The sequence below is a fragment of the Pseudarthrobacter sp. fls2-241-R2A-168 genome, from assembly GCF_030209335.1.
In the GTDB taxonomy this organism is placed as follows: Bacteria; Actinomycetota; Actinomycetes; order Actinomycetales; family Micrococcaceae; genus Arthrobacter.
The window spans coordinates 38,992-60,409 of record NZ_JARVSG010000035.1; the positions used below are offsets into that span (position 1 = coordinate 38,992).

Genomic DNA, 21,418 nt, shown 5'->3' on the forward strand with positions numbered 1-21,418 from the left:
ACCACCACCCTCTGTCAGCACCAACGAAGGACTCGACATGACTGAATTAGTGGACCGTCCCGCCGGAAGAAGGCAGCGCCCCGCCACACGGGCAACTGCAGCCAACGGGGCAGCCGATGCCCGGCCCGCCGTCGACGTCGCCGGCCTGGGAGAACAGCTCCTGGGCAAGTGGGCCGAAACCCGGCGCCAGGCCAGGGATCTTGCCGCACGCCCTGAGCTGCACAAGATCGAGGGGTTGACGCACACCGAGCACCGCGCCCGGGTATCCGGGCAACTGAAGTACCTGGTGGAGAACGAGGCCGTGCATCGTGCCTTCCCGGAGTCGTTGGGCGGATCCGACGACCACGGCGGAAACATCGCCGGCTTCGAGGAACTGGTGGTGGCGGACCCGTCGCTGCAGATCAAGGCCGGTGTCCAATGGGGGCTCTTCGGTTCAGCGGTGATGCACCTGGGGACTGCAGAGCACCACGCTAAATGGCTTCCGGGCATTATGAGCCTGGAGATCCCGGGCTGCTTCGCCATGACCGAAACAGGGCATGGCTCGGATGTGGCCAGCATTGCCACCACCGCCACGTACGATCCCGCCACCGAGGAGTTCGTGGTCCACACGCCGTTCCGCGCCGCGTGGAAGGACTACATCGGCAACGCTGCCATTGACGGCCTGGGCGCGGTGGTGTTCGCCCAGTTGGTCACCCGGGGCGTCAACCACGGTGTCCATGCGTTCTATGTGGACCTCCGGGACCCGGAAACCAAGGAGTTCCTGCCCGGAATCGGCGGCGAGGATGACGGCATCAAGGGCGGACTCAACGGCATAGATAACGGCCGCCTGCACTTCACCGGCGTGCGTATCCCCCGGACCAACCTGCTGAACCGTTATGGAAACGTGGACGTTGACGGCACCTACAGCTCCCCCATCGCCAGCCCGGGCCGCCGCTTCTTCACCATGCTGGGAACCCTGGTCCAGGGCCGGGTGTCCCTCGATGGTGCCGCGGTGGCCGCCTCCAAGGTGGCACTGAAAGCGGCTATCCGGTACGCCACCGAGCGACGCCAGTTCAACGCATCCTCCCACACGGAAGAGGAAGTACTCCTCGACTACCAGCGCCACCAGAAACGCCTGTTCACCAGGCTGGCCACCACCTACGCGGCCGGCTTTGCCCACGAACAATTGCTGCAGAAGTTCGACGACGTCTTCTCCGGCGCGCACGATACCGACGAAGACCGCCAGGACCTGGAAACCCTTGCCGCCGCACTGAAGCCGCTCAGCACCTGGCATGCGCTGGACACGCTGCAGGAATGCCGGGAAGCCTGCGGCGGCGCCGGCTTCCTGATCGAGAACCGCTTCGCATCGCTGCGGGCGGACCTGGACGTCTACGCAACCTTCGAAGGCGACAACACAGTGCTGCTGCAACTCGTGGCCAAACGGCTCCTGGCCGACTATGCGAAGGAATTCCGCAGCGTCGACTTCGGCGTGCTGGCCCGGTACGTGGTGGGCCAGGCCACGGGGGCCGCCATTCACCGGACCGGCTTGCGGCAGGTGGCCCAGTTCGTCGCTGACACCGGATCAGTGCAGAAGGCCGCCATCGCCCTCCGCGATGAGGAAGGCCAGCGGGCGCTGCTTACCGACCGGGTGCAGGCCATGGTGGCTGAGGCCGCAACCGCGCTCAAGGGTACTGGCCGGATGTCGCAGGAGAAAGGCGCCGCGCTGTTCAACCGGCACCAGAACGAACTGATCGACGCCGCGCAGGCCCATGCCGAGCTGCTCCAGTGGGAGGCCTTCACCGAGGCCCTCAGGGACGTAAAGGACCCGGGCACCCGGACGGTCCTGACCTGGTTGCGGGACCTGTTCGGCCTGTCCCTGATCGAGAAGAACCTCTCCTGGTACCTCATGAACGGCCGGCTCTCCATGCAGCGGGGCCGGACGGTGGGTGAGTACATCAACCGTCTGCTGGTGAAAATCCGCCCGCACGCAGTGGACCTGGTAGACGCCTTCGGCTACGGCGAAGACCATGTGCGCGCCGCCATCGCCACTGGCGCCGAGAAGGAGCGGCAGGACCAGGCACGGGCCTACCTCCGCGGCCAGCGGGCCAGCGGCAAGGCACCGGTGGACGAGAAGGTCCTGCTGGCGCGTACTGCCGGCCACCGGAACTAAGCGTCCCGCAACAGTAACGACGACGACGGCGCCGCCCACCTTGCGAGGTGGGCGGCGCCGTCGTCGTCAATGCGTTCGGAAACGTCAGCTCTGTGCCGGCAGCACGGACCGGTACACCTCGAGGGTGGTTTCCGTGATGGATTCCCAGGAGAAGTGTTCCTCGGCGCGTTTCCGGCCGGCCTGTCCCATGGCGCGGGCGCGGTCAGGGTCGGAGACAACCTCCGTGAGGGCGGCAGCAAATTCGGTGACGAACTTTTCCGGATCAAGGGGTGTGCCCGTGCCGTCGGTTACCTGCTCCAGGTCCACGAGCAGGCCGGTCTGGCCGTGCTCCACCACCTCGGGGATGCCGCCGGTGGCGCTTGCCACCACAGCGGCGCCACAGGCCATGGCCTCCAGGTTCACGATGCCCAGCGGCTCGTAGATGGACGGGCAGGCGAAGGCGGTGGCGTGGCTGAGCACCTGGATCAGTTCATGGCGGGGAAGCATGCGCTCGATGAGCACCACGCCGGTGCGTTCGCGCTGCAGGTCCTCGATCAAACGGGCCGTCTCTGCGGCAAGCTCCGGGGTGTCCGCTGCGCCCAGGCACAGGACCAGCTGGACGTCGGCGGGAAGCTTTGCTGCCGCCCGCAGGAGGTACGGGACACCCTTCTGGCGGGTGTTCCTGCCCACAAAGACCACGCTGGGCTTGTCCGGGTCAATGCCCAGGGCCCGGACGGCGTCGTCATTCCCGTCGCGCTGCCACAGCTCGACGTCGATGCCGTTGTGGACCACACGGACCTTGGCCGGATCAACGTTCGGGTAGCTGCGCAGGATGTCCTGCCGCATGCCCTCCGACACGGCGATGATGGCCGCCGCTGCCTCGTAGGCGGTCTTTTCCACCCAGGAAGACAATGCGTACCCGCCGCCCAGCTGCTCCGCCTTCCAGGGGCGCAGCGGCTCCAGGCTGTGCGCGCTGAGCACGTGCGGAATCCCGTGCAGAAGGGACGCGAGGTGCCCGGCCATGTTGGCGTACCAGGTGTGCGAATGAACAAGGTCCGCGCCTTCAATGTCCGGAACGATCCGCAGGTCCACCCCCAGCGTCTGCACAGCGGCGTTGGCTGAGCCAAGGTCCTCCGGCACGGCGTAGGACGTCACCGCCGCCCCATGATAGTCGGCGTCGCGCGGAGCCCCAAATGCACGAACCTGCAGGTCAACGTGCTTACTAAGCACCCTGCTCAATTCGGCTACGTGGACCCCGGCGCCACCATAGATTTCAGGCGGAAACTCTTTAGTCACAATGTCTATTCGCACAAGACCCAAGGTAGTCCTTCACGCATAACTGTTCTAGTGTGAAGGAGTCCGGGCATGCCGGACTGTCTTGGGGAGTTACGAAGGCGTACAGGAGCGACCATTATGCCGTTGAACAAAAGAGTCCTGGCCATTGTCCTCGCCGGCGGCGAGGGAAACAGGCTGATGCCACTGACGGCAGACCGCGCGAAGCCGGCGGTGCCCTTCGCGGGAAGTTACCGCCTGATCGACTTCGCCCTGTCCAACCTGGTGAATTCCCGCTATCTGCAGATCGTTGTGCTCACCCAGTACAAGTCGCACAGCCTTGACCGCCACATCTCTGAAACCTGGCGCATGTCCACGCAGCTCGGCAACTACGTTGCTTCGGTGCCGGCCCAGCAGCGTGTGGGCAAGAGCTGGTTCCTGGGCAGCGCCAACGCCATCTACCAGTCCCTGAACCTCATCCACGATGCCAACCCGGACATCGTTGTGGTGGTGGGCGCGGACCACGTCTACCGTATGGACTTCGCCCAGATGGTGGCCCAGCACGTGAACAGCGGGGCCAAGGCAACGGTCGCCGCAGTGCGGCAGCCCCTTCACATGGCCGACCAGTTCGGTGTGATCGAAGTGGACCAGAACGATCCCCAGAAGATCGCAGCGTTCGTGGAGAAACCGTCCAGCACTCCCGGCCTGGCGGCGGACCCGTCGCAGTTCCTGGCCTCCATGGGCAACTACGTCTTCGACGCCGACGCCCTGGTGGCGGCTCTCCACGTGGACGCCGAGCGCCTGGACACCAAGCACGACATGGGCGGGGACATCATCCCCTACTTCGTGAACCAGGGCGAGGCCGGCGTCTACGACTTCACGCTGAACGACATTCCCGGCTCCACAGAACGGGACCGCACCTACTGGCGCGACGTGGGCACCATCGACTCCTTCTACGACGCCCACATGGACCTCATCTCCCCCCTCCCGGTCTTTAACCTCTACAACTCCGAGTGGCCCATTTACACGCGGCAGAGCATTTCCCCGCCGGCCAAGTTTGTCCGGGGCCAGAACAACACTGTTGGCACCGCCTTGGACTCGATCGTTTCCAGCGGCGTGGTGATCTCCGGCGCAGTGGTGGAAGGCTCGGTCCTGTCCAACGACGTCTTTGTGGGCACCAGCGCCCGCGTCATCGATTCCGTCCTGATGGACAAGGTGTATGTCGGCGAGGGCGCCGTTATCCACCGGGCCATCCTGGACAAGAACGTCAAGGTGCCCGCGGGTGCAGCCATCGGCCTGGACCCCGAACTGGACCGTGCCCGCGGATTCAAGGTCACCGAATCCGGTATCACGGTGCTGTCCAAGGCCCAGGAGGTTCCCGAACCCGGTGAACAGGAGCGGAAGCTGGCAGCCGCCAACCTGCACCTCGTGCCGAATGCCGTGAAAGCCGCCGCCGAGCAATACCCCGATGTCCGTGAGTCGGTGGACAAGGTTGCCGAGACACACGCCGCCGCGGCAGCGGAAGCAGCGCCCGGGGCACGCATTTCCTGAACCGCTCCGCAGGGGTACTCCCCCGGCGGCCCCCTGTGCAGTGGGGGCCGCGGGGTGTTCCAGGCTGTAAAATCAGTCCAATGAGCTCCCCCGATCTGACGCCTGAGGAAATCCAGGCATGCCTCAAGGTCCTCAACACCATCCACGCCTATGACGAGGAGCACCCGGACTACGTCTCGGTGCGCCGCGCCACCGGCAAGATGTTCAAGGCCGTCAAAAGGCACCGCAGGGTCACCAAGCGGGACCTCATCTCCGAGGCCGACCGGGCAGTCATCGCCCTGACGGCCACCGCCGCGCCGGACCGGATCGACGACGAAACCCGCGGGAACAAACTGGCTCCGTCGACTACCGGCAAGGTGGCCGGGCACCTCATCAGGTCCCGCCCCTGCTATATCTGCAAGCAGCACTACACCCAGGTGGACGCGTTCTACCACCAGCTTTGCCCGGAGTGCGCCGCGTTCAACCACGCCAAGCGTGATGCCCGCACCGACCTGACCGGCCGCAGAGCCCTGCTCACCGGCGGGCGCGCCAAGATCGGGATGTACATCGCGCTCCGGCTGCTCCGGGACGGCGCCCACACCACCATCACCACCCGCTTTCCCAAGGACGCCGCCCGCCGGTTTGCCGCCATGGAGGACAGCGGCGAGTGGCTGCACCGGCTCCGGATTGTGGGCATCGACCTCCGCGATCCCGCCCAGGTCATGGCCCTGACGGACTCACTGAATGAGGCCGGACCGCTGGACATCATCATCAACAACGCAGCCCAGACCGTGCGCCGGTCCGGCAACGCCTACAAGCCCCTGGTGGACGCCGAGGACGAGCCGCTGCCGGCCGCCCTGGAACAGGCCAACGGGGGCCCCGAACTGGTGACGTTCGGCCACGCACACGACAAGCACCCCCTGGCCCTGGCCAGCAGCGTGACCGAGCATCCGGTGCTCGCCGGGGATGCCATCACCTCGCTGGCGCTGTCCACGGGGTCGGCTTCACTGGAGCGGATCGCTTCGGGAACAGCGATCGACGCCGGGGGCCTGGTTCCGGACCTGGCCACCATCAACAGCTGGACCCAGGTGGTGGACGAAGTGGATCCGCTGGAGATGCTCGAGGTCCAGCTCTGCAACGTCACAGCCCCGTTCCTGCTGGTCAGCCGGCTGCGGCCGGCGATGAAACAGTCCACGGCGCGGCGGAAGTACATCGTGAATGTCTCCGCCATGGAAGGCCAGTTCTCCCGCGCCTACAAGGGACCCGGCCACCCGCACACGAACATGGCCAAGGCTGCCCTGAACATGATGACCCGGACCAGCGCCCAGGAGATGCTGGAAACCGACGGCATCCTGATGACCGCCGTGGACACCGGCTGGATCACGGACGAACGCCCCCACTTCACCAAGGTCCGGCTCATGGAAGAGGGCTTCCACGCGCCCCTGGACCTCGTGGACGGCGCCGCGCGCGTCTACGATCCGATCGTGATGGGCGAGAACGGCGAGGACCAGTACGGGGTGTTCCTGAAGGACTACAAGCCCAGCCCCTGGTAGGCGTAAGCTCGGCGGCATGAGCCACGAGACATCCCCTGACGTACAGAATCTGGAACACCACGAGTGCTGGGCCATGCTGCGGATGGTATCCGTGGGCAGGCTGGCGGTCCTGGCCGACGGGCGGCCGGATATCTTCCCCATCAACTACACCGTGGATGGCGGCACGCTCGTCTTCCGCACAGGTGAGGGCACCAAGCTGGCCGGCTCGTCAAAAGGTGCTGCCGTGGCCCTGGAGGCTGACGGCGTGGATCAGGAGACCGGGCTGGCGTGGAGTGTTGTGGTGAAGGGCAGTGCCGATGTGATCACCGGCAATGAACACCTTATGGAGACCACGCAGCTCTACCTGTTCCCCTGGCAGGCGGGGAAGAAGGACGCGTTCGTCCGGATCACCCCGGACAGCGTCACCGGCCGCCGTTTCAGGGTCACCGAACCGGTCACCTGGTGGACCCAGCTCAGCGGCGCCGCCAAGGCATCACCGGAGTAACCTGCCGCAGCAGGCGCGCCGGTCAAGCGAGCTGCGTGATCTCCACGCTGACGCTCAACGCCGATCCTCCGCCACCGGACAGGATGCCCTTCAGCGGGGGAACGTCCCGGTAGTCCCTGCCCCGGGCCACAGTGACGTGGAAGTCTCCCGCCGGCTTGTGATTGGTGGGGTCCCAGCTCCGCCAGTCGCCGTCCCACCACTCCAGCCACGCGTGCGACTGCCCGGCCACTGTTTCGCCGATGCCTGCGCTGGACCGCGGGTGGAGGTACCCGGAGACGTACCGGGCAGGAATGCCGCAACTGCGAAGCGCGCCGATGGCCAGGTGCGCGAGGTCCTGGCAGACGCCCTTGCGCTGGCCCCAGGCCTCCTCCGCGTTGGTGGTGACTGCGGTGGAGCCGGACATGTATGTCATCTCGCCGCGCATCCACTCGAACACGGCCATCGCTGCCTCATGCGGGTTCTTGCCGGCGACCACCCCGGGAATGATGCCCAGGACTTCGTCCCCGGGCCCGCTCAGCCGTGACTGCGGAAGCCAGTCGCTGAAGGTGTTGAGCGTCTCGGGTGAGGCCAGGACGTCCCAGCCCGCGATGTCGGACTCGGAGGGGATCTTTCCGGCGCGGTGCACTTCCACGGTGATGTTGGAGACCACCTCGAGGTGCTCGTGCGGCATCTGCATGTCGAACGATGTGACCCTGGTCCCCCAGTAGTCGCGGTAGGTGCTCACGGCCGCCTGGGACGGGGACACCTTGACCACTGATTCCAGCACCACCTGCTGGGAGTCGGTGAGCGGCGTCATCCGCGCCTCGTTATAGGACAGGGTGACGCGCTTGTTGTATTTGTAGGCCGTCTTGTGAACGATGCTCAGCCGGGTCATGAAACTTCTCCCACCCAGGCCAGTTCGTCCGCCTGATTGAAGTACTTACGGGAAATGGCGTCTGAGGCCTGGGACACTGCCTTCTGCACCCGCTCCATGTGCTCGGGCAGCTCGGACATGAGGTCGTCCGTGCGGTGGAACTCGAGGAAGGTCCGGGCCTGGCCCACGATGCGGCGGGCGTCATTGATGAAGCCCACCCGCTGGGCAGAGGGATCAAGTTTCGCCAGGCACTCGTCGGCGTCGCGCAGGGCATACACGATGGACCGCGGGAAGAGCCGGTCCAGGAGCAGGAACTCGGCCGCGTGCTGGTCGCCGAAGGCCGCCCGCCGCGTGCGCAGGAAGGATTCGTACGCGCCGGCGCACCGGAGCATGTTCACCCAGGACATACCGGCGGACAGGACATCGCGGGTGGAAAGCATGCGGGCGGTCATGTCGGCCCGCTCCAGCGAGCGTCCCAGAACGAGGAACAGCCAACTCTCGTCATGGCTCACTGTGGTGTCGGCGAGACCGCTCACCATGGCCGTGCGTTCCAGGGTCCAGTTGCAGAACCGGTAGGTTCCCACCACGTCCTTGCGGTGCTGGCTCAGCCCGTAATAGGTGGTGTTCAGGCTCTCCCACAGGCCGGAGGAAACCGTCTCGCGGGCCCGGCGGGCGTTCTCCCGGGCAGCGCCGAGGGAGCCTGCGATGGAGGTGGCGCTGGTCTTGTCGTAGGCCAGGGCATGGAGCAGCTCCGGCAGGCCGAAGTCCTCGCTTTGCGGGCGCGCACCCATCACCGCCAGAAGCTCCTGGGCCACGCTCTTGCGCTCCTCCATGGGAAGGTGGTTGAGGCGCTCCAGGTGGACATCGAGGATACGGGCGGTGCCATCGGCCCGCTCCACGTACCGGCCGATCCAGAAAAGGGACTCGGCAATTCGGCTAAGCATTCGCGGCTACCTCCTGCGGGCCCGAAACTGTCAAAGAAATTGGCCCGACGGCGGACGGGCTCACTGCTGCTGCTCCGACTGGCGGTCGCGCCAGTTGCTCTCCACGGGCCATACGGACACGCGTTCGCGGACGGAAATGGAGGGCCTCGGCACGGTTTCCACCGGCACCTGGGGCGAATCCGCCAGGACCCAGGTGTCCTTGGAACCGCCGCCCTGGCTGGAGTTCACAATCAGCGACCCTTCCTTCAGCGCCACGCGGGTCAAGCCGCCGGGCAGCACCCACACGTTCTCGCCGTCGTTCACTGCAAAGGGGCGAAGGTCCACGTGGCGCGGCCCGAACTTGTCGCCGCTCAGGGTGGGCACGGTGGACAGCTGCAGGACCGGCTGCGCAATCCAGCCGCGGGGGTCGGCGATGACCCGCTGGCGCAGGGCGTCAAGTTCGTCCTTGGAGGCATCGGGTCCGATCACCAGGCCCTTGCCACCTGACCCGTCCACCGGCTTGACCACCAGTTCGGAGAGGTTGTCCAGGGTGTATTCCCGCGCTTCCTTTTCCTCGAGGCGGTAGGTGTCCACGTTGGCGATAATGGGCTCCTCGCTGAGGTAGTAGCGGATCAGGTCAGGGACGTAACTGTAAACCAGTTTGTCGTCGGCAACGCCATTGCCCACGGCGTTGGCGATGGTCACCCCGCCTGCCCGGGCAGCGTTGACGAGGCCGGGGCAACCGAGCATGGAGTCGGCCCGGAACTGCAGCGGGTCCAGGAAGTCGTCGTCGATCCGCTTGTAGATGACGTCCACGCGCTGCTCACCCGCTGTGGTGCGCATGTACACGCGGTTGCCGCGGCAGATGAGGTCACGGCCCTCCACCAGTTCCACACCCATGAGGCCGGCCAGAAGCGTGTGCTCGAAGTAGGCGCTGTTGAACACGCCGGGAGTGAGGACCACGACGGTGGGATCGTCCACCCCTGCGGGTGCGGTTTTTCGCAGGGCCGAGAGCAGGCGGCGGGGGTATTCCTCCACGGGCCGGATGAGCTGCTGGCCGAAGGCTTCGGGCAGGCCCTTGGCCATGGCGCGCCGGTTCTCGAGGACGTAGCTCACGCCGGAAGGTACACGCACGTTGTCCTCAAGGACCCGGAACGTGCCGGCGGCGTCGCGGACCACGTCAATGCCCGAGATGTGCACGCGGACGCCGCCGGCGGGCTCGAAGCCGTGCACCTGGCGGTGGAAGTGCGCACTGGTGGTTACCAGCTGCCGCGGGATCACGCCGTCGGAGACAACTGTCATCTTGTCGTACACGTCGTTGAGGAAGGCCTCGAGCGCCCGCACGCGCTGCGCGACGCCGCGTTCCAGCACATCCCATTCCGCCGCCGGGATGACGCGCGGGACGATGTCCAGCGGGAACGGGCGCTCTTCGCCGGCGAAATCAAAAGTGACACCACGGTCCAGGAAGGTGCGGGCCATTGAGTCGGCGCGTGCGCTGACGTCGGCGAGGGAGAGCTTGCGAAGGGCATCCGCTACTTGCCCGTAGGAGCCCCGTGCCTGCTGCCCGGGGGCGAACATCTCATCGTAGGCTCCGGTCCGGCCGGCGGCCACGGAGTAATCCTGGAATAGGTCTGACATGTCCACAAGCCAACCATCTTTTTGTTTCGAATTCATTACTGCCATCCATTCTGGCGTGTTGGCGCAAGCCGCCTGGTTCGTGGATTCCGGAACATTTCCGGCACAGTAGGTGAGTGCCAGTCAGCAGAAGCCACCCAGCCCCGGGCCCGGGCCTCCCCGCACGTACTGACCGGCTGCTCCCGGGCCTGGCCACGGCGGCCCTCGCCCTGGCTGTTGCCTTCCTCGTGCACCGCCTGGTTCCCGCGCTTCCGGCCATGACGCTGGCCGTGGTTTTGGGCGTCCTCGCAGCCAACCTGCCCGCGGCCGGGGTCTGGACCGCCGGAAGGGCCCGCCCCGGGCTGGACTTCGCCGGAAAACACCTGATGCGCGGCGGAATCGTCCTGCTGGGGCTGAAAGTGAGCGTCATGGACGTGCTGGGGCTGGGCTGGCTTGCCCTGGTCCTGATTGCCGGGGTTGTCGCCGCCAGTTTTGGCGGCACCTACCTGATTTCCCGGCTGTTCCGCCTTCCGCCCGTGACCGCGCTCCTGGTGGCGACCGGTTTTTCAATCTGCGGTGCTTCAGCCATCGGAGCCATGGCTGCAGTCCGCCGCATCCGACACGTGGACACCGTCCTGCCGGTGGCGCTGGTGACGCTGTGCGGGACGCTTGCCATCGGCGTCCTGCCCTTGCTGGTCCATCCCCTGCAGCTTTCCGCGCCCGCGTTTGGAGCCTGGACGGGCGCGTCCGTTCACGACGTTGGCCAGGTGGTGGCCACGGCGCAAACTGCGGGAACGGCGGCACTGGGCATCGCCGTCGTGGTTAAACTCACCCGGGTGCTGCTGCTGGCGCCCGTGACCGCCATAGCCGGAGCGCACCACCGTCAGGCCATGCGTTCCGGCCCGGGCAACGATGCCCAGGCGAAGCTGCCGCCCGTGGTCCCACTGTTCGTCCTGGGCTTCATCGCCATGGTGGGCCTGCGTTCCACAGAGTGGCTGGGCGCCGGGTGGCTGGAGGCAGGAGCCGCGCTGCAGGACATCCTGTTGGGTGCCGCGTTGTTCGGCCTGGGCTCGGCGGTGCGGATCCGCACCCTCCTGCTCACCGGCGGACCCGCGCTCCTGGCAGCCCTTGCATCGTGGCTCCTGATTGCCCTCCTGGGGTTGGCGGCCGCCCTGCTGATCACCGCGTGATATTGGCCACCCGCCCCGTGATTAGATAGCTGGGTGTCACATGAGAATCTGCAGCGCGATGAAGCTGCCGCCCGGTCAGCGCTGATCAGCACCACCAGTTACGACGTTTCGCTGGACGTGCGGCAGGCGCCGGACCCGGACGTGGCCGGCTATCCCACCCGCAGTGTGATCACCTTTACCGCCGAGGCCGGTGCTTCAACGTTCCTGGACTTCATTGGCAGCGAGGTGCACAGCGTGGTCCTGAACGGCGAGGGCCTTGGCGTGGATGAGGTGGTGGACGGCGCCAGGATCAGGCTGGACAACCTGCAGGCCGAGAACCAGGTCACCGTGACCGGAACGGCCCTCTACAGCCACTCCGGCGAGGGAATGCACCGGTTCGTGGACCCGGCTGATGGGCAGTGCTACCTCTACACCCAGTACGAGCCGGCCGACGCCCGCCGGGTTTTCGCCAACTTTGAACAGCCCGACCTCAAAGCCACCTACACCTTCCATGTCATGGCGCCCGCGGGCTGGCACGTCGCCTCCAATGGGGCGGAGGCCAACCGTACGCTGCTCACGGACGATCCCGGCACGGCCCGCTGGGACTTCGCCGCCACAGAGCCCATGTCCACCTACATCACCACCGTGCTGGCCGGGCCGTACTTCAAGGCGGAGGACCATTGGCAGGCAACGATCGACGACGGGACCTCCCTGGACGTCCCGCTCGCCCTGTACTGCCGCGCCTCCATGGCGGGGTCATTCGACACCGGCGAGCTGTTCCGGCTCACCAAAAACGGCCTGGACTTCTTCAACCGGCTCTTCGACTACCCGTACCCCTGGGGCAAGTACGATCAGGCCTTTGTGCCCGAATACAACCTCGGCGCCATGGAGAACCCCGGCCTGGTGACCTTCACCGAAAGCTACGTCTTCACCTCCCGCGCCACGGACGCCCAGTATCAGGGGCGGGCCAACACCCTGTTGCACGAGATGGCACACATGTGGTTCGGCGACCTGGTGACCATGCAGTGGTGGGACGACCTGTGGCTCAAGGAATCGTTCGCCGACTACATGGGCACGCTGGGTGTTGACCGTGCCACCGGCTGGGACACCGCCTGGGTCAACTTCGCCAACAAGCGCAAGGCCTGGGCCTACGTCCAGGACCAGCTGCCCACCACCCATCCCATCGTGGCGGACATCCCGGACCTTGAGGCCGCCAAGCAGAACTTCGACGGCATCACCTACGCCAAGGGCGCCTCGGTGCTGAAGCAGCTGGTGGCCTACGTGGGCTTCGAAGCCTTTATCGCCGGCTCCCGTGAATACTTCCGCAAGCACGCCTACGGGAACACGTCGCTGGCCGATCTGCTGGCCGCACTGGGCACGGCTTCCGGGCGGGACCTCGCGGGCTGGGCACAGCAGTGGCTGCAGACCTCCGGCATCTCCACGCTGTCCCTGGACTTCGCGCCCATTGACACGGCAAAGGACGACGGCGGCGTGCTGGGGCGGGTGGCCATCGTCCAGGAAGCCGCGGATCCGGTGACGGGACGCGAAGAGTTGCGGCCGCACCGCCTGCGCGTGGGCTCCTACAATTTCGACGGCGGCGGCGCGCTGGTGCGGACCGGGAGTTTCGAAACGGACGTGGCCGGCGCACGGACGGAACTCCCCCAGCTGGCCCGCCAGCCGCGGCCCGCCCTCCTGCTTGTCAACGATGACGACCTCACCTACGCCAAGGTCCGGCTGGACCCGGCATCCGAAGCAACCGTGCGTGCAGCGCTGGACCGGATTGCTGATCCCATGGCCCGGGCCCTGTGCTGGACGGCATTGTGGAACTCGGCCCGCGACGGCGAGAGCCCCGCTACAGGGTATGTGGACGCGGTCGCCGCGTTCGGCCCGGCGGAAACGGGAATCGGGGTGCTGCTGAACATCCTCGAGAACGCAGGCACCGCCGTCGAACGCTACACCCCGGTCCAGGAACGCGATGCCGTGCGGGCGTCCTTCCTGGCCACCGTGGAGGATGAACTGGACCGGGCAACGCCGGGCTCGGACCAGCAGCTGGCCTGGGCCCGGACGCTCGCTACCTTCAGCCGGCATGACCGCTCCATGGTGCCCCGGCTCAGGGGCCTGTTGGATGGGACAGCGCCCGTGGAAGGCCTGTCAGTGGATGCTGAACTGCGCTGGCACATCTGGCATGCCCTGGCGGCAAACGGCCAGGCAACTGCGGCTGAGCTGGACGCCGAACTGGCCCGGGATACTACGGCATCAGGACGCGCCGGCCACGCCACGGCCCTCGCGGCCCGGCCCGATCCGGAGGTCAAAGCTGCGGCATGGAATGCAGCCGTGCACGGGAACGAACTCTCCAACCAGCTGTTGTCCGCCACCATCAGCGGCTTCACCACAGCACCGGAAAACCTGCTGGAACCCTACGTGGAGCCGTACTTTGAGTCCCTGCGCAGCGTGTGGGACGGGCGGAGCATCGAGATCGCGAGCCGGATTGTCCGTGGCCTCTTCCCGCTGGCCCAGGACCTGGCGGAAGGCACGGAGCCGGTGGAGCATCCGGTCATCGGGCGGACGGACGCGTGGCTGGAATCCAACGCTGACGCGCCCCGTGCTCTGCGCAGGATCATCATCGAGCAGCGCAGCCACCTGCTGCGGGCACTGAAGGCGCAGACGGCCGGTTCATCTGCCCGGTAAGCTCACGGCACCCGGTGGAGCCACTCGTCGGTACCGAACTTCGTAGCCACCCGCTCGCTGGCAGTGGACAGCTCAACCTCGGTCAGCTCCGAGGGCGTGGCGCCGTAGCGCTCGGCGAAGACTTCCATCATGGCCGCGATGATGTCGGCACGGGCAAGACCGGTCTGGCGGCGGAGCGGGTCCACCCGTTTCTTGGCGCTGCGGGTGCCCTTGTCCGAGAGCTTTTCCTTGCCGATGCGGAGCACTTCCACCATCTTGTCGGCGTCGATGTCGTAGCTCATGGTCACGTGGTGGAGCATGCAGCCGTTGGCGAGGCGTTTCTGGGCGGCCCCGCCGATCTTGCCCTGGTCCGTGGCGATGTCGTTCAACGGGACGTAGAACGCGGTGATGCCCAGTTTCTCCAGCGCGGCCATCACCCAGGCGTCCAGGAACGGGTAGGAGTCGGCGAAGCTCAGGCCGTCCACCAGGGTCTGCGGCAGGTACAGCGAGTACGTGATGCAGTTGCCCGCCTCCATAAACATCGCTCCCCCGCCGCTGATCCGGCGGACCACTTTGATGCCGTGCCTGGCCACTCCGTCCGGGTCCACCTCGTTGCGGTAGGACTGGAAGCTGCCGATCACCGTTGAGGGTTCCTGCCAGTCCCAGAAACGGAGGGTGGGGTTGCGGCGGCCGGCGCCCACTTCTTCGGTGAGCACTTCGTCCAGGGCGACATTGATTTCGGTGGGCAGGACACTGGGTGCGATGAGGTTCCAGTGGTGGTCGGCCCAGGATGTGGCCTTGGCCAGTGCGCGGCGGACTGCGATGGCGACGGCGTCGGCAGAGAAGCCGAACAGGGCTGCGTCGGGTGGCAGCGAAGCCGTGACGACGGCGGCAAGCTCGGACGCCGTCGTACCTTCCGGCAGTCCCGTGAGGCCGCGGTTGATGTCCAGGAGTGCCTCGTCCGGCTCCAGGAAAAAATCACCGCTGACGGAAACGTTGGCCAGCAGGCCGTCCGCGACGTCCAGGTCCACCACTACCAGCTTGCCGCCGGGGACTTTGTACTCACCGTGGCGGCGGGAAGCGGAATCAGCTGCTGGGGATGGCGTAGCGGTCATGGCTCCCATCCTGCCCCAGAAGGGCGGCCCGGCGCCAAGCCACTGCAGCCAAGCCGGCCGTTAACGCGAAAAGCCCGCACCGTTGCCGGTGCGGGCTTCCCTGGAAAGCTTGGGCGAAGTGAATTTACTTCTTGCCGCCGAAGCCCTTGAAGCGAGCGTTGAAGCGCTCGACGCGGCCTGCGGAGTCCATGATGCGCTGCTTGCCCGTGTAGAACGGGTGGGACTCGGAGGAGATTTCGACGTCGATGACCGGGTAGGTGTTGCCGTCTTCCCACTCGATGGTCTTCGATGAAGACACGGTGGACTTGGTCAGGAACTTGACGCCGGAAGCCAGGTCGTTGAAAACAACAGCTTCGTACTTCGGGTGGATATCAGACTTCATAATCGGACCTTTGTTCACACAACTGGATTTTGCCAGTTGTCAGGTATGAATGGGATGGCCGCGTTCCGCGCCGAAAGACTCGGGACGGCCAGCTATCAATAATAGCGGATAAGCACGGTGCCAGCGAACCGCGCCAGGCCCCGCGCCGTTGCTTAGTCCCGGAGCCCGTCGCGGGGGCGCAGCTCCCAGAACGCCACGGCTGAGGCGGCAGCCACGTTGAGCGAATCCACCCCGTTGCGCATGGGAATTTTGACGGCGAGGTCGACGGCGGCAAGCGTCCCTGCGCTCATGCCTGCGCCTTCGGTGCCGAGCACCAGCGCCAGCTTCTCCGGATTCTGCGCGGCGACCTTGTCCACGTCCTGCGCATCGTCAGTCAGTTCCAGGGCGGCGACGGTGAAGCCGTGATCCTTGAGCAGGCGCAGGTCCTGCGGCCAGCTGTTGAGCCGTGCCCACGGCACCTGGAAGACGGTGCCCATGCTCACGCGGACACTTCTGCGGTAGAGCGGGTCTCCGCAGCGGGGTGAGACCAGGACTGCGTCGATGTCCAGGGCGGCGGCGGACCGGAAGATGGCCCCCACGTTGGTGTGGTCCACGATGTCCTCCAGAACGGCCACCCGGCGGGCGCCGGCGAGCAGTTCGGGCAGGGGCACCGGCGCAGGCCGCTGCATGGCCGCCATGGCACCGCGGTGGAGATGGAAGCCCGTGATCTCCTCCAGCAGGGCGGCGCTGCCGATAAAGGCGGGTACATCCGGGTGGGCCCCGAGGACGTCCTGGAGATCGTCCAGCCACTTCTCAGCCAGGAAGAACGAACGCGGCTGGTGCCCGGCGGCCAGCGCACGGCGCAGCACCCGGGAGGATTCTGCAATGTACATGCCCTCGGCGGGTTCCCGGAGCTTGCGCAGGTGCACGTCCGTGAGCTGGGTGTAGTCGGTCACGCGGGGATCCGCGGCGGACTCGAGATAGTGGATTGTCACCGGGAGATTATTTCAGCAGATTGGCGATCATGAATCCGAGGGCCACCAGCCCCAGGACGAAGATCACCCCGCGCAGCACTGTGGGGGAAAGCCTTCGGCCCACCTTGGCGCCCAGGAGGCCGCCGATGCTGGAGCTGACGGCAATCAGCAGCACCACGAGCCAGTTGATCCGGTCGAACGCGAACAGCAGGTAGGAGATGGCGGCCACCAGGTTCACGCCGAGCACCAGGATGTTCTTCATGGCATTGGCGTTCTGGATGGTACCGGTGAGGAAGACGCCAAGAATGCCCACCAGGAGGATTCCCTGGGCAGCCACGAAGTAGCCGCCGTAAACGCCGGCAAGGTAGACCAGTACCACCAGGAGGACAGCGTGCCGCTTGTCCCGCACCGCGTGTTCCGGGTTCTCCTCGCGGTTGCGCACCCAGGCCTGCATGCGGGGCTGGAATACCACCATCAGCAGGGCCAGTACCAGCAGCACCGGGGCCACGTAGTGGAAGACCTTTTCCGGCAGGTGCAGGAGCAGCCAGGCGCCGGAGATGCCGCCGAGCAGGGACGCCGGGAGCAGCCGCAGCAGCTGGCGGCCGCGGCCCTTCAATTCCCGTCGGTAACCGAACGCTCCGGCAGCCGTCCCGAAAACGAGGCCCATCGCATTGCTCATCGAAGCAACCACCGGGGTGACTCCCAGGGCAATGAGGACGGGGAACGTTACCAGGGTGCCGGAGCCCACCACGGCGTTGATAGTGCCGGCCCAGAGGCCGGCGATGGACACAAAAATACTGCTGAGGAGATCCAAGGTGCTGCGGTGCCGCCTTAGCGGCGGGCGACGGCGGTGTAACGGCCGGCGTTCTCGGTCACGTCGAGGTCCAGACCGAAGGTCTCACTGAGGTTTTCGGCTGTCAGCACCTCAGTGATGGGGCCCGCGGCCACCACGCCGCCGTCGCGCAGCAGCATGGCATGGGTGAAGCCCGGCGGGACTTCCTCCAGGTGGTGGGTCACCAGGACCATGGCGGGAGCGGCCTCATCCCTGGCCAGTTCCCCCAGTTTGTGGACGAGTTCCTCGCGGCCGCCGAGGTCCAGGCCGGCTGCCGGCTCATCCAGCAGCAACAGTTCAGGATCGGTCATCAGTGCGCGGGCAATCTGCACGCGCTTTCGCTCCCCCTCGGACAAGGTTGCGAAGGTCCGGTTCAGCAGGGGGCCCATCCCCCAGTCGTTCAGGAGGCGGAAGGCCCGCCGCTCGTCGTCGCGCTCGTATCCCTCGCGCCAACGGCCCGTCACACCGTACGCGGCCGTGACCACCACGTTGAGGACGTTCTCGTGCTCGGGGATCTGGGTGGCGAGGGCGGCTGAGGAAAGCCCGATGCGGGGACGGAGTTCAAAGACGTCAACCCGGCCCAGGATTTCATCAAGGATGCCTGCCGTGCCGCTGCTCGGGTGCATACGGGCGGCAGCAATCTGGAGGAGGGTAGTCTTGCCGGCGCCGTTCGGGCCCAGAATCACCCAGCGTTCGCCGTCGTTGACCTGCCAGTCAACCTTGTCCAGCAGGGTCTTTTTACCTCGGACAACGCTGACGGAGTCCAGTTCCAGAACATCACTCATAGGAGTAGACACTAGGACAAAATACATACCGACTGATAACTGGTGTGACCAGCCCGACAACGCAAATTCAAGCCCGCAAAACTGTAGGCGGTCCCGGGAGCCGCACCTAGAGTGTTGGCTATGGCTATCGCACGCTTTCCTGTCGTTGTTCTCGACTGCCCCGACCCGAAAATACTCGCAGAGTTCTATGCCGCCCTGCTCGACTGGAAGATCGAAGAGGGCGAGGACTGGTGGTCCGTCAAAGCCGATCACGGCGATGCCCTGAGTTTCCAGAAGGTGGACTCCTACAGGCCGCCGCAATGGCCGGGCCAGGAGGTACCGCAGCAGATGCACCTCGACGTTGTGGTGGACAACCTCGATGCCGCCGAAGCAGAGGTGCTCAAACTTGGTGCCACCAAGCACGAACACCAGCCGGGAACCACTTTCCGGGTTTTCCTTGACCCAGCCGGCCACCCGTTCTGCCTCTGCCTGAGCTGACTTCTACAGTTGCAGGGGGCGCAATGAATTCAAGGGACCGCACCCCCGCTCGCTAAGATTGCAGGCATGACTTCGAACGTGACTGCGGTCAGCTATGGCCTGAATGTGACCCCTACCGGGCTGGAGCAGCTGCGTTCCGTCCTCACTGCCCGTGGCGCCAAGGTGCTTTCGGAAAACCGCCTCGGTGACGAGCGCTACGGGGTCCATGTGGCTGAGCTGGAGCTTCCCGATGCCACCGCCGCAGGCCTCGCCGGGCTGCGCCGTGCGGTGGCCGAGGCCTCGATCAGCGGATTCGATATTGCCCTGGTCCCGAACGGCCTCCGTACAGCTGAACGCAAGCTCCTGATCATGGACGTTGATTCCACCCTGATCCAGCAGGAGGTCATCGAACTCCTCGCCGCTTACGCCGGCAAGCGCGAGGAGGTGGCAACTGTGACCGAAGCCGCCATGCGCGGGGAACTGGACTTCACTCAAAGCCTCCACGCCCGGGTGCAGGTGCTCGCCGGGCTGCCGGCCGACGTCGTCCAGTCCGTCCGTGAGGAAGTGAAACTCAGCGAAGGGGCAGCTGTCCTCGTGGCGGCCTTCAAGGCGGCAGGTCACGTGGTGGCCGTGGTGTCCGGCGGATTCAACCAGATCCTGGAACCCATTGCGGCCGAGCTGGGCCTGGACCATTGGCAGGCGAACGAACTGGAGATCGTGGACGGAGCCCTGACAGGCAAAGTGCTCGGTGCCGTGGTGGACCGCGCAGCGAAGGAAAAGTACCTGCGCGAATGGGCGGCCGCCGAAGGTATCGCCCTGGAGCACACCGTGGCGGTCGGGGACGGCGCGAACGACCTGGACATGCTCGGCGCGGCCGGCATCGGCGTCGCGTTTAATGCCAAACCCGCAGTGCGCGCCGTGGCTGATGCTGCCATCAACATGCCGTACCTGGACGCAGTCCGGCACGTGGCCGGGGTCTAGCGACTCTTAACTCTTAAAGGGAAAGGGCCCACGGTCGCAGGAATTCCTTGCGGCGTGGGCCCTTCTCGCGATATGCAGAGCCTAGCTTGCGGGCTGGGCGCCCTTGCCGAAGTAGTCGGCACCGCCAGCGTATTCGGTGTGGCCGGATTCGACGTCGGCCGTCACCATGCTGGCTACTACCTCCGCGAACTCCTCTACCGAGTACAGCTTGCCGGCTTCAGCCCGCCGCGCCTCGATAGCGCCGGGGGTGGAGCGGTCCAGCAGCGTTGCGGTGACAGTGCCTTCGATCATGTCGCCGGACACCACCACCAGGGAAATGCCCTTTTCGGCCAGGTTCGGGATGAGATCGCGCAGGGCGTCCTCTCCGGCGCGCTTGCTGCGGGCAACGGGCTCGTAGGCCTCCATGGTGGGCACTGTGTTGATGAAGTGGGCCTGGTGGCTGGTGACGAACACCACGCGGGAGCCTTCCTTCATCAGCGGCACGGCGGCGTTGAGCATGTTGACCTGGGCATCGCGGTTCAGCTTGAGGGCGTAGTCCTCGCCCATGCCGGTTTCCATGCCGCCGGAGGCGTTGAGCACCAGGATGTCCAGGGATCCAAAGTTCTCCATGGCGGCGGAGGCCAGCGCCTGCACGCCTTCCTGGGTGGTGAGGTCCGCACCTACGGCAACGGCGCGGCCGCCGGCAGCTTCGATCCCCTGCACCACCTTGTTGGCGCGCGGAGCCTTCTGGCGATAGTTGACCACCACGGCGGCACCCTGGCCGGCGAGGTTCTTGGCTACGTCAGCGCCGATGCCGCGTGATGATCCGGTGACGATGGCCGTCTTGTTGTCGAGCAGTCCCATACGAGCTCCCTTTGTTCGAAACGTCTAAATCGCTGATGGTCTGCTGTCCATCATGCCAGCGGGTGTTGGTGATTCGCTTGTGCGACCCCCACAAAGAAGCACCGCACACCTAGTGTGCTGAAAGGGTCAGTGGCCCATTCCAAGGCCGCCGTCAACGGGGATCACGGCGCCGGAGATGTAGGCTGCCTCGTCGCTGGAGATCCAGCGGACCACGTTGGCTACTTCGCTGGCCTCGGCAAAACGGCCGGCGGGGATGCTGGACAGGTAGTCCTTCTGGGTGGCTTCGGGGAGCTCGGCGGTCATGTCCGTGTTGATGAAGCCGGGGGCCACCACGTTGGCGGTGATGCCGCGGGAGCCAAGCTCGCGGGTCAGGGATCGGGCAATGCCCACCAGGCCCGCCTTGGAAGCGGAGTAGTTGATCTGCCCGGGGGCGCCGTACAGGCCGGACACGGAGGAGATCAGGACAACGCGGCCTTTGCGGAGGCGGATCATGCCCTTCGAAGCCCGCTTAATGACGCGGAAGGCGCCGGTGAGGTTGGTATCGATGACTGAGGTGAAGTCGTCTTCGCTCATGCGCAGCAGCAGGGTGTCCTTGGTGATGCCGGCGTTGGCCACCAGCACCTCCACGGGACCGTGGGCGGCTTCCACCTCTTTGAAGGCCGCGTCCACGGAGGCCTCATCGGTGACGTCGGCCTTGACGCCCAGGATCCCCTCCGGCAGCTTCGATTCGCTGCGGTAGGTCACGGCCACTTTGTCGCCATTGGCGAGAAACGCTTCGGCAATCGCAAGTCCAATGCCGCGGTTTCCGCCCGTGACAAGGACGCTGCGGGGGGCGGTGGCTGATTCAGTCATGTAAAGGCTCCGGAATTCTGCGGCAT

The 21,418-nt window shown here is 65.9% G+C and carries 19 protein-coding genes; 8 read left to right on the forward strand and 11 right to left on the reverse strand.

Annotated elements, in window-relative coordinates:
* Positions 1-37 precede the first annotated feature (37 nt).
* Positions 38-2,149: an acyl-CoA dehydrogenase family protein gene (locus QRN11_RS17410; protein WP_285313803.1), complete on the forward strand. Its 2,112-nt coding sequence runs from the start codon at positions 38-40 to the stop codon at positions 2,147-2,149.
* 84 nt (positions 2,150-2,233) lie between these two features.
* Here QRN11_RS17410 and glgA read toward each other — a convergent pair whose 3' ends face one another.
* Entirely contained in the window at positions 2,234-3,439 is a 1,206-nt protein-coding gene (glgA, locus tag QRN11_RS17415) for a glycogen synthase (RefSeq protein WP_285313804.1), read from the reverse strand.
* Positions 3,440-3,541: 102 nt separating this feature from the next.
* Between glgA and glgC the strand changes: the two genes are divergently transcribed.
* From glgC to QRN11_RS17430, 3 genes are all read left to right on the forward strand, one after another.
* Positions 3,542-4,951 (forward strand): glucose-1-phosphate adenylyltransferase, encoded by a 1,410-nt coding sequence (glgC, locus tag QRN11_RS17420; RefSeq protein ID WP_285313805.1) that lies wholly within the window; start codon positions 3,542-3,544, stop codon positions 4,949-4,951.
* Between the two features lie 80 nt (positions 4,952-5,031).
* The gene (locus tag QRN11_RS17425) at positions 5,032-6,483 is read left to right on the forward strand and encodes an SDR family NAD(P)-dependent oxidoreductase (RefSeq protein ID WP_142058858.1); all 1,452 of its coding nucleotides are present in this window, start codon (positions 5,032-5,034) and stop codon (positions 6,481-6,483) included.
* A gap of 16 nt (positions 6,484-6,499) precedes the next feature.
* Positions 6,500-6,967 carry a pyridoxamine 5'-phosphate oxidase family protein gene (locus tag QRN11_RS17430; protein WP_091418946.1) on the forward strand — a complete coding sequence of 156 codons (468 nt, stop codon included), beginning with the start codon at positions 6,500-6,502 and terminating at the stop codon, positions 6,965-6,967.
* Between the two features lie 22 nt (positions 6,968-6,989).
* Here the strand turns inward: QRN11_RS17430 and QRN11_RS17435 are convergent, their stop codons facing one another.
* The 3 genes from QRN11_RS17435 to QRN11_RS17445 are packed head-to-tail and all read right to left on the reverse strand — an operon-like array spanning position 6,990 to position 10,381.
* Positions 6,990-7,841 carry a transglutaminase family protein gene (locus QRN11_RS17435; RefSeq protein WP_285313806.1) on the reverse strand — a complete coding sequence of 284 codons (852 nt, stop codon included), beginning with the start codon at positions 7,839-7,841 and terminating at the stop codon, positions 6,990-6,992.
* On the reverse strand, positions 7,838-8,764 hold the full coding sequence (locus QRN11_RS17440; RefSeq protein ID WP_013600945.1) for an alpha-E domain-containing protein: 927 nt from the start codon (positions 8,762-8,764) through the stop codon (positions 7,838-7,840). Before QRN11_RS17440 ends, QRN11_RS17435 begins: the two co-directional genes overlap by 4 nt.
* 60 nt (positions 8,765-8,824) lie before the next feature.
* A complete protein-coding gene (locus QRN11_RS17445) occupies positions 8,825-10,381 on the reverse strand; it encodes a circularly permuted type 2 ATP-grasp protein (RefSeq protein WP_091418945.1) in 1,557 nt (518 codons plus the stop codon).
* Positions 10,382-10,494: 113 nt separating this feature from the next.
* Between QRN11_RS17445 and QRN11_RS17450 the strand changes: the two genes are divergently transcribed.
* Positions 10,495-11,547, forward strand: a complete 1,053-nt coding sequence (locus tag QRN11_RS17450) for a YeiH family protein (RefSeq protein ID WP_285313807.1) — start codon at positions 10,495-10,497, stop codon at positions 11,545-11,547.
* A gap of 33 nt (positions 11,548-11,580) precedes the next feature.
* Entirely contained in the window at positions 11,581-14,214 is a 2,634-nt protein-coding gene (pepN, locus tag QRN11_RS17455) for an aminopeptidase N (RefSeq protein WP_285313808.1), read from the forward strand.
* A 2-nt stretch (positions 14,215-14,216) separates the two neighbouring features.
* Here the strand turns inward: pepN and lplAB are convergent, their stop codons facing one another.
* The 5 genes from lplAB to QRN11_RS17480 all read right to left on the reverse strand — a co-directional run bounded on the left by lplAB (position 14,217) and on the right by QRN11_RS17480 (position 18,260).
* Positions 14,217-15,308 carry a lipoate-protein ligase LplAB gene (gene lplAB, locus QRN11_RS17460; RefSeq protein WP_285313809.1) on the reverse strand — a complete coding sequence of 364 codons (1,092 nt, stop codon included), beginning with the start codon at positions 15,306-15,308 and terminating at the stop codon, positions 14,217-14,219.
* Positions 15,309-15,432: 124 nt separating this feature from the next.
* Positions 15,433-15,690: a type B 50S ribosomal protein L31 gene (locus QRN11_RS17465; RefSeq protein ID WP_009358283.1), complete on the reverse strand. Its 258-nt coding sequence runs from the start codon at positions 15,688-15,690 to the stop codon at positions 15,433-15,435.
* A 152-nt stretch (positions 15,691-15,842) separates the two neighbouring features.
* Positions 15,843-16,664: a TrmH family RNA methyltransferase gene (locus QRN11_RS17470; RefSeq protein WP_285313810.1), complete on the reverse strand. Its 822-nt coding sequence runs from the start codon at positions 16,662-16,664 to the stop codon at positions 15,843-15,845.
* A gap of 7 nt (positions 16,665-16,671) precedes the next feature.
* Positions 16,672-17,457, reverse strand: coding sequence for a sulfite exporter TauE/SafE family protein (locus tag QRN11_RS17475; protein ID WP_091418823.1), 786 nt, complete (start codon positions 17,455-17,457; stop codon positions 16,672-16,674).
* Between the two features lie 17 nt (positions 17,458-17,474).
* Positions 17,475-18,260 (reverse strand): ABC transporter ATP-binding protein, encoded by a 786-nt coding sequence (locus QRN11_RS17480; RefSeq protein ID WP_050055299.1) that lies wholly within the window; start codon positions 18,258-18,260, stop codon positions 17,475-17,477.
* Positions 18,261-18,380: 120 nt separating this feature from the next.
* On the opposite strand from QRN11_RS17480, the gene QRN11_RS17485 reads away from it, so the two are divergent.
* Complete coding sequence (locus QRN11_RS17485) at positions 18,381-18,737, forward strand: VOC family protein (RefSeq protein ID WP_285313811.1); 357 nt, start codon at positions 18,381-18,383, stop codon at positions 18,735-18,737.
* 66 nt (positions 18,738-18,803) lie between these two features.
* On the forward strand, positions 18,804-19,697 hold the full coding sequence (gene serB, locus QRN11_RS17490; RefSeq protein WP_285313812.1) for a phosphoserine phosphatase SerB: 894 nt from the start codon (positions 18,804-18,806) through the stop codon (positions 19,695-19,697).
* Positions 19,698-19,778: 81 nt separating this feature from the next.
* On the opposite strand, the gene QRN11_RS17495 is transcribed toward serB, so the two are convergent.
* Together QRN11_RS17495 and QRN11_RS17500 are read right to left on the reverse strand one after the other, a co-directional pair.
* A complete protein-coding gene (locus tag QRN11_RS17495) occupies positions 19,779-20,540 on the reverse strand; it encodes an SDR family oxidoreductase (RefSeq protein ID WP_091418818.1) in 762 nt (253 codons plus the stop codon).
* A 126-nt stretch (positions 20,541-20,666) separates the two neighbouring features.
* Positions 20,667-21,392, reverse strand: a complete 726-nt coding sequence (locus QRN11_RS17500) for a beta-ketoacyl-ACP reductase (protein WP_285313813.1) — start codon at positions 21,390-21,392, stop codon at positions 20,667-20,669.
* Positions 21,393-21,418: the final 26 nt, after the last annotated feature.

Bases quoted from the DNA above. Each gene is read 5' to 3' on its own strand.
- QRN11_RS17500 (WP_285313813.1), bottom strand. From the start codon at position 21,392: ATGACTGAATCAGCCACCGCCCCCCGCAGCGTCCTTGTCACGGGCGGA.
- QRN11_RS17410 (WP_285313803.1), top strand. From the start codon at position 38: ATGACTGAATTAGTGGACCGTCCCGCCGGAAGAAGGCAGCGCCCCGCC.
- QRN11_RS17495 (WP_091418818.1), bottom strand. From the start codon at position 20,540: ATGGGACTGCTCGACAACAAGACGGCCATCGTCACCGGATCATCACGC.
- QRN11_RS17485 (WP_285313811.1), top strand. From the start codon at position 18,381: ATGGCTATCGCACGCTTTCCTGTCGTTGTTCTCGACTGCCCCGACCCG.
- lplAB (WP_285313809.1), bottom strand. From the start codon at position 15,308: ATGACCGCTACGCCATCCCCAGCAGCTGATTCCGCTTCCCGCCGCCAC.
- QRN11_RS17480 (WP_050055299.1), bottom strand. From the start codon at position 18,260: ATGAGTGATGTTCTGGAACTGGACTCCGTCAGCGTTGTCCGAGGTAAA.
- QRN11_RS17430 (WP_091418946.1), top strand. From the start codon at position 6,500: ATGAGCCACGAGACATCCCCTGACGTACAGAATCTGGAACACCACGAG.
- QRN11_RS17435 (WP_285313806.1), bottom strand. From the start codon at position 7,841: ATGACCCGGCTGAGCATCGTTCACAAGACGGCCTACAAATACAACAAG.
- glgC (WP_285313805.1), top strand. From the start codon at position 3,542: ATGCCGTTGAACAAAAGAGTCCTGGCCATTGTCCTCGCCGGCGGCGAG.
- QRN11_RS17445 (WP_091418945.1), bottom strand. From the start codon at position 10,381: ATGTCAGACCTATTCCAGGATTACTCCGTGGCCGCCGGCCGGACCGGA.
- serB (WP_285313812.1), top strand. From the start codon at position 18,804: ATGACTTCGAACGTGACTGCGGTCAGCTATGGCCTGAATGTGACCCCT.
- QRN11_RS17440 (WP_013600945.1), bottom strand. From the start codon at position 8,764: ATGCTTAGCCGAATTGCCGAGTCCCTTTTCTGGATCGGCCGGTACGTG.
- QRN11_RS17465 (WP_009358283.1), bottom strand. From the start codon at position 15,690: ATGAAGTCTGATATCCACCCGAAGTACGAAGCTGTTGTTTTCAACGAC.
- QRN11_RS17425 (WP_142058858.1), top strand. From the start codon at position 5,032: ATGAGCTCCCCCGATCTGACGCCTGAGGAAATCCAGGCATGCCTCAAG.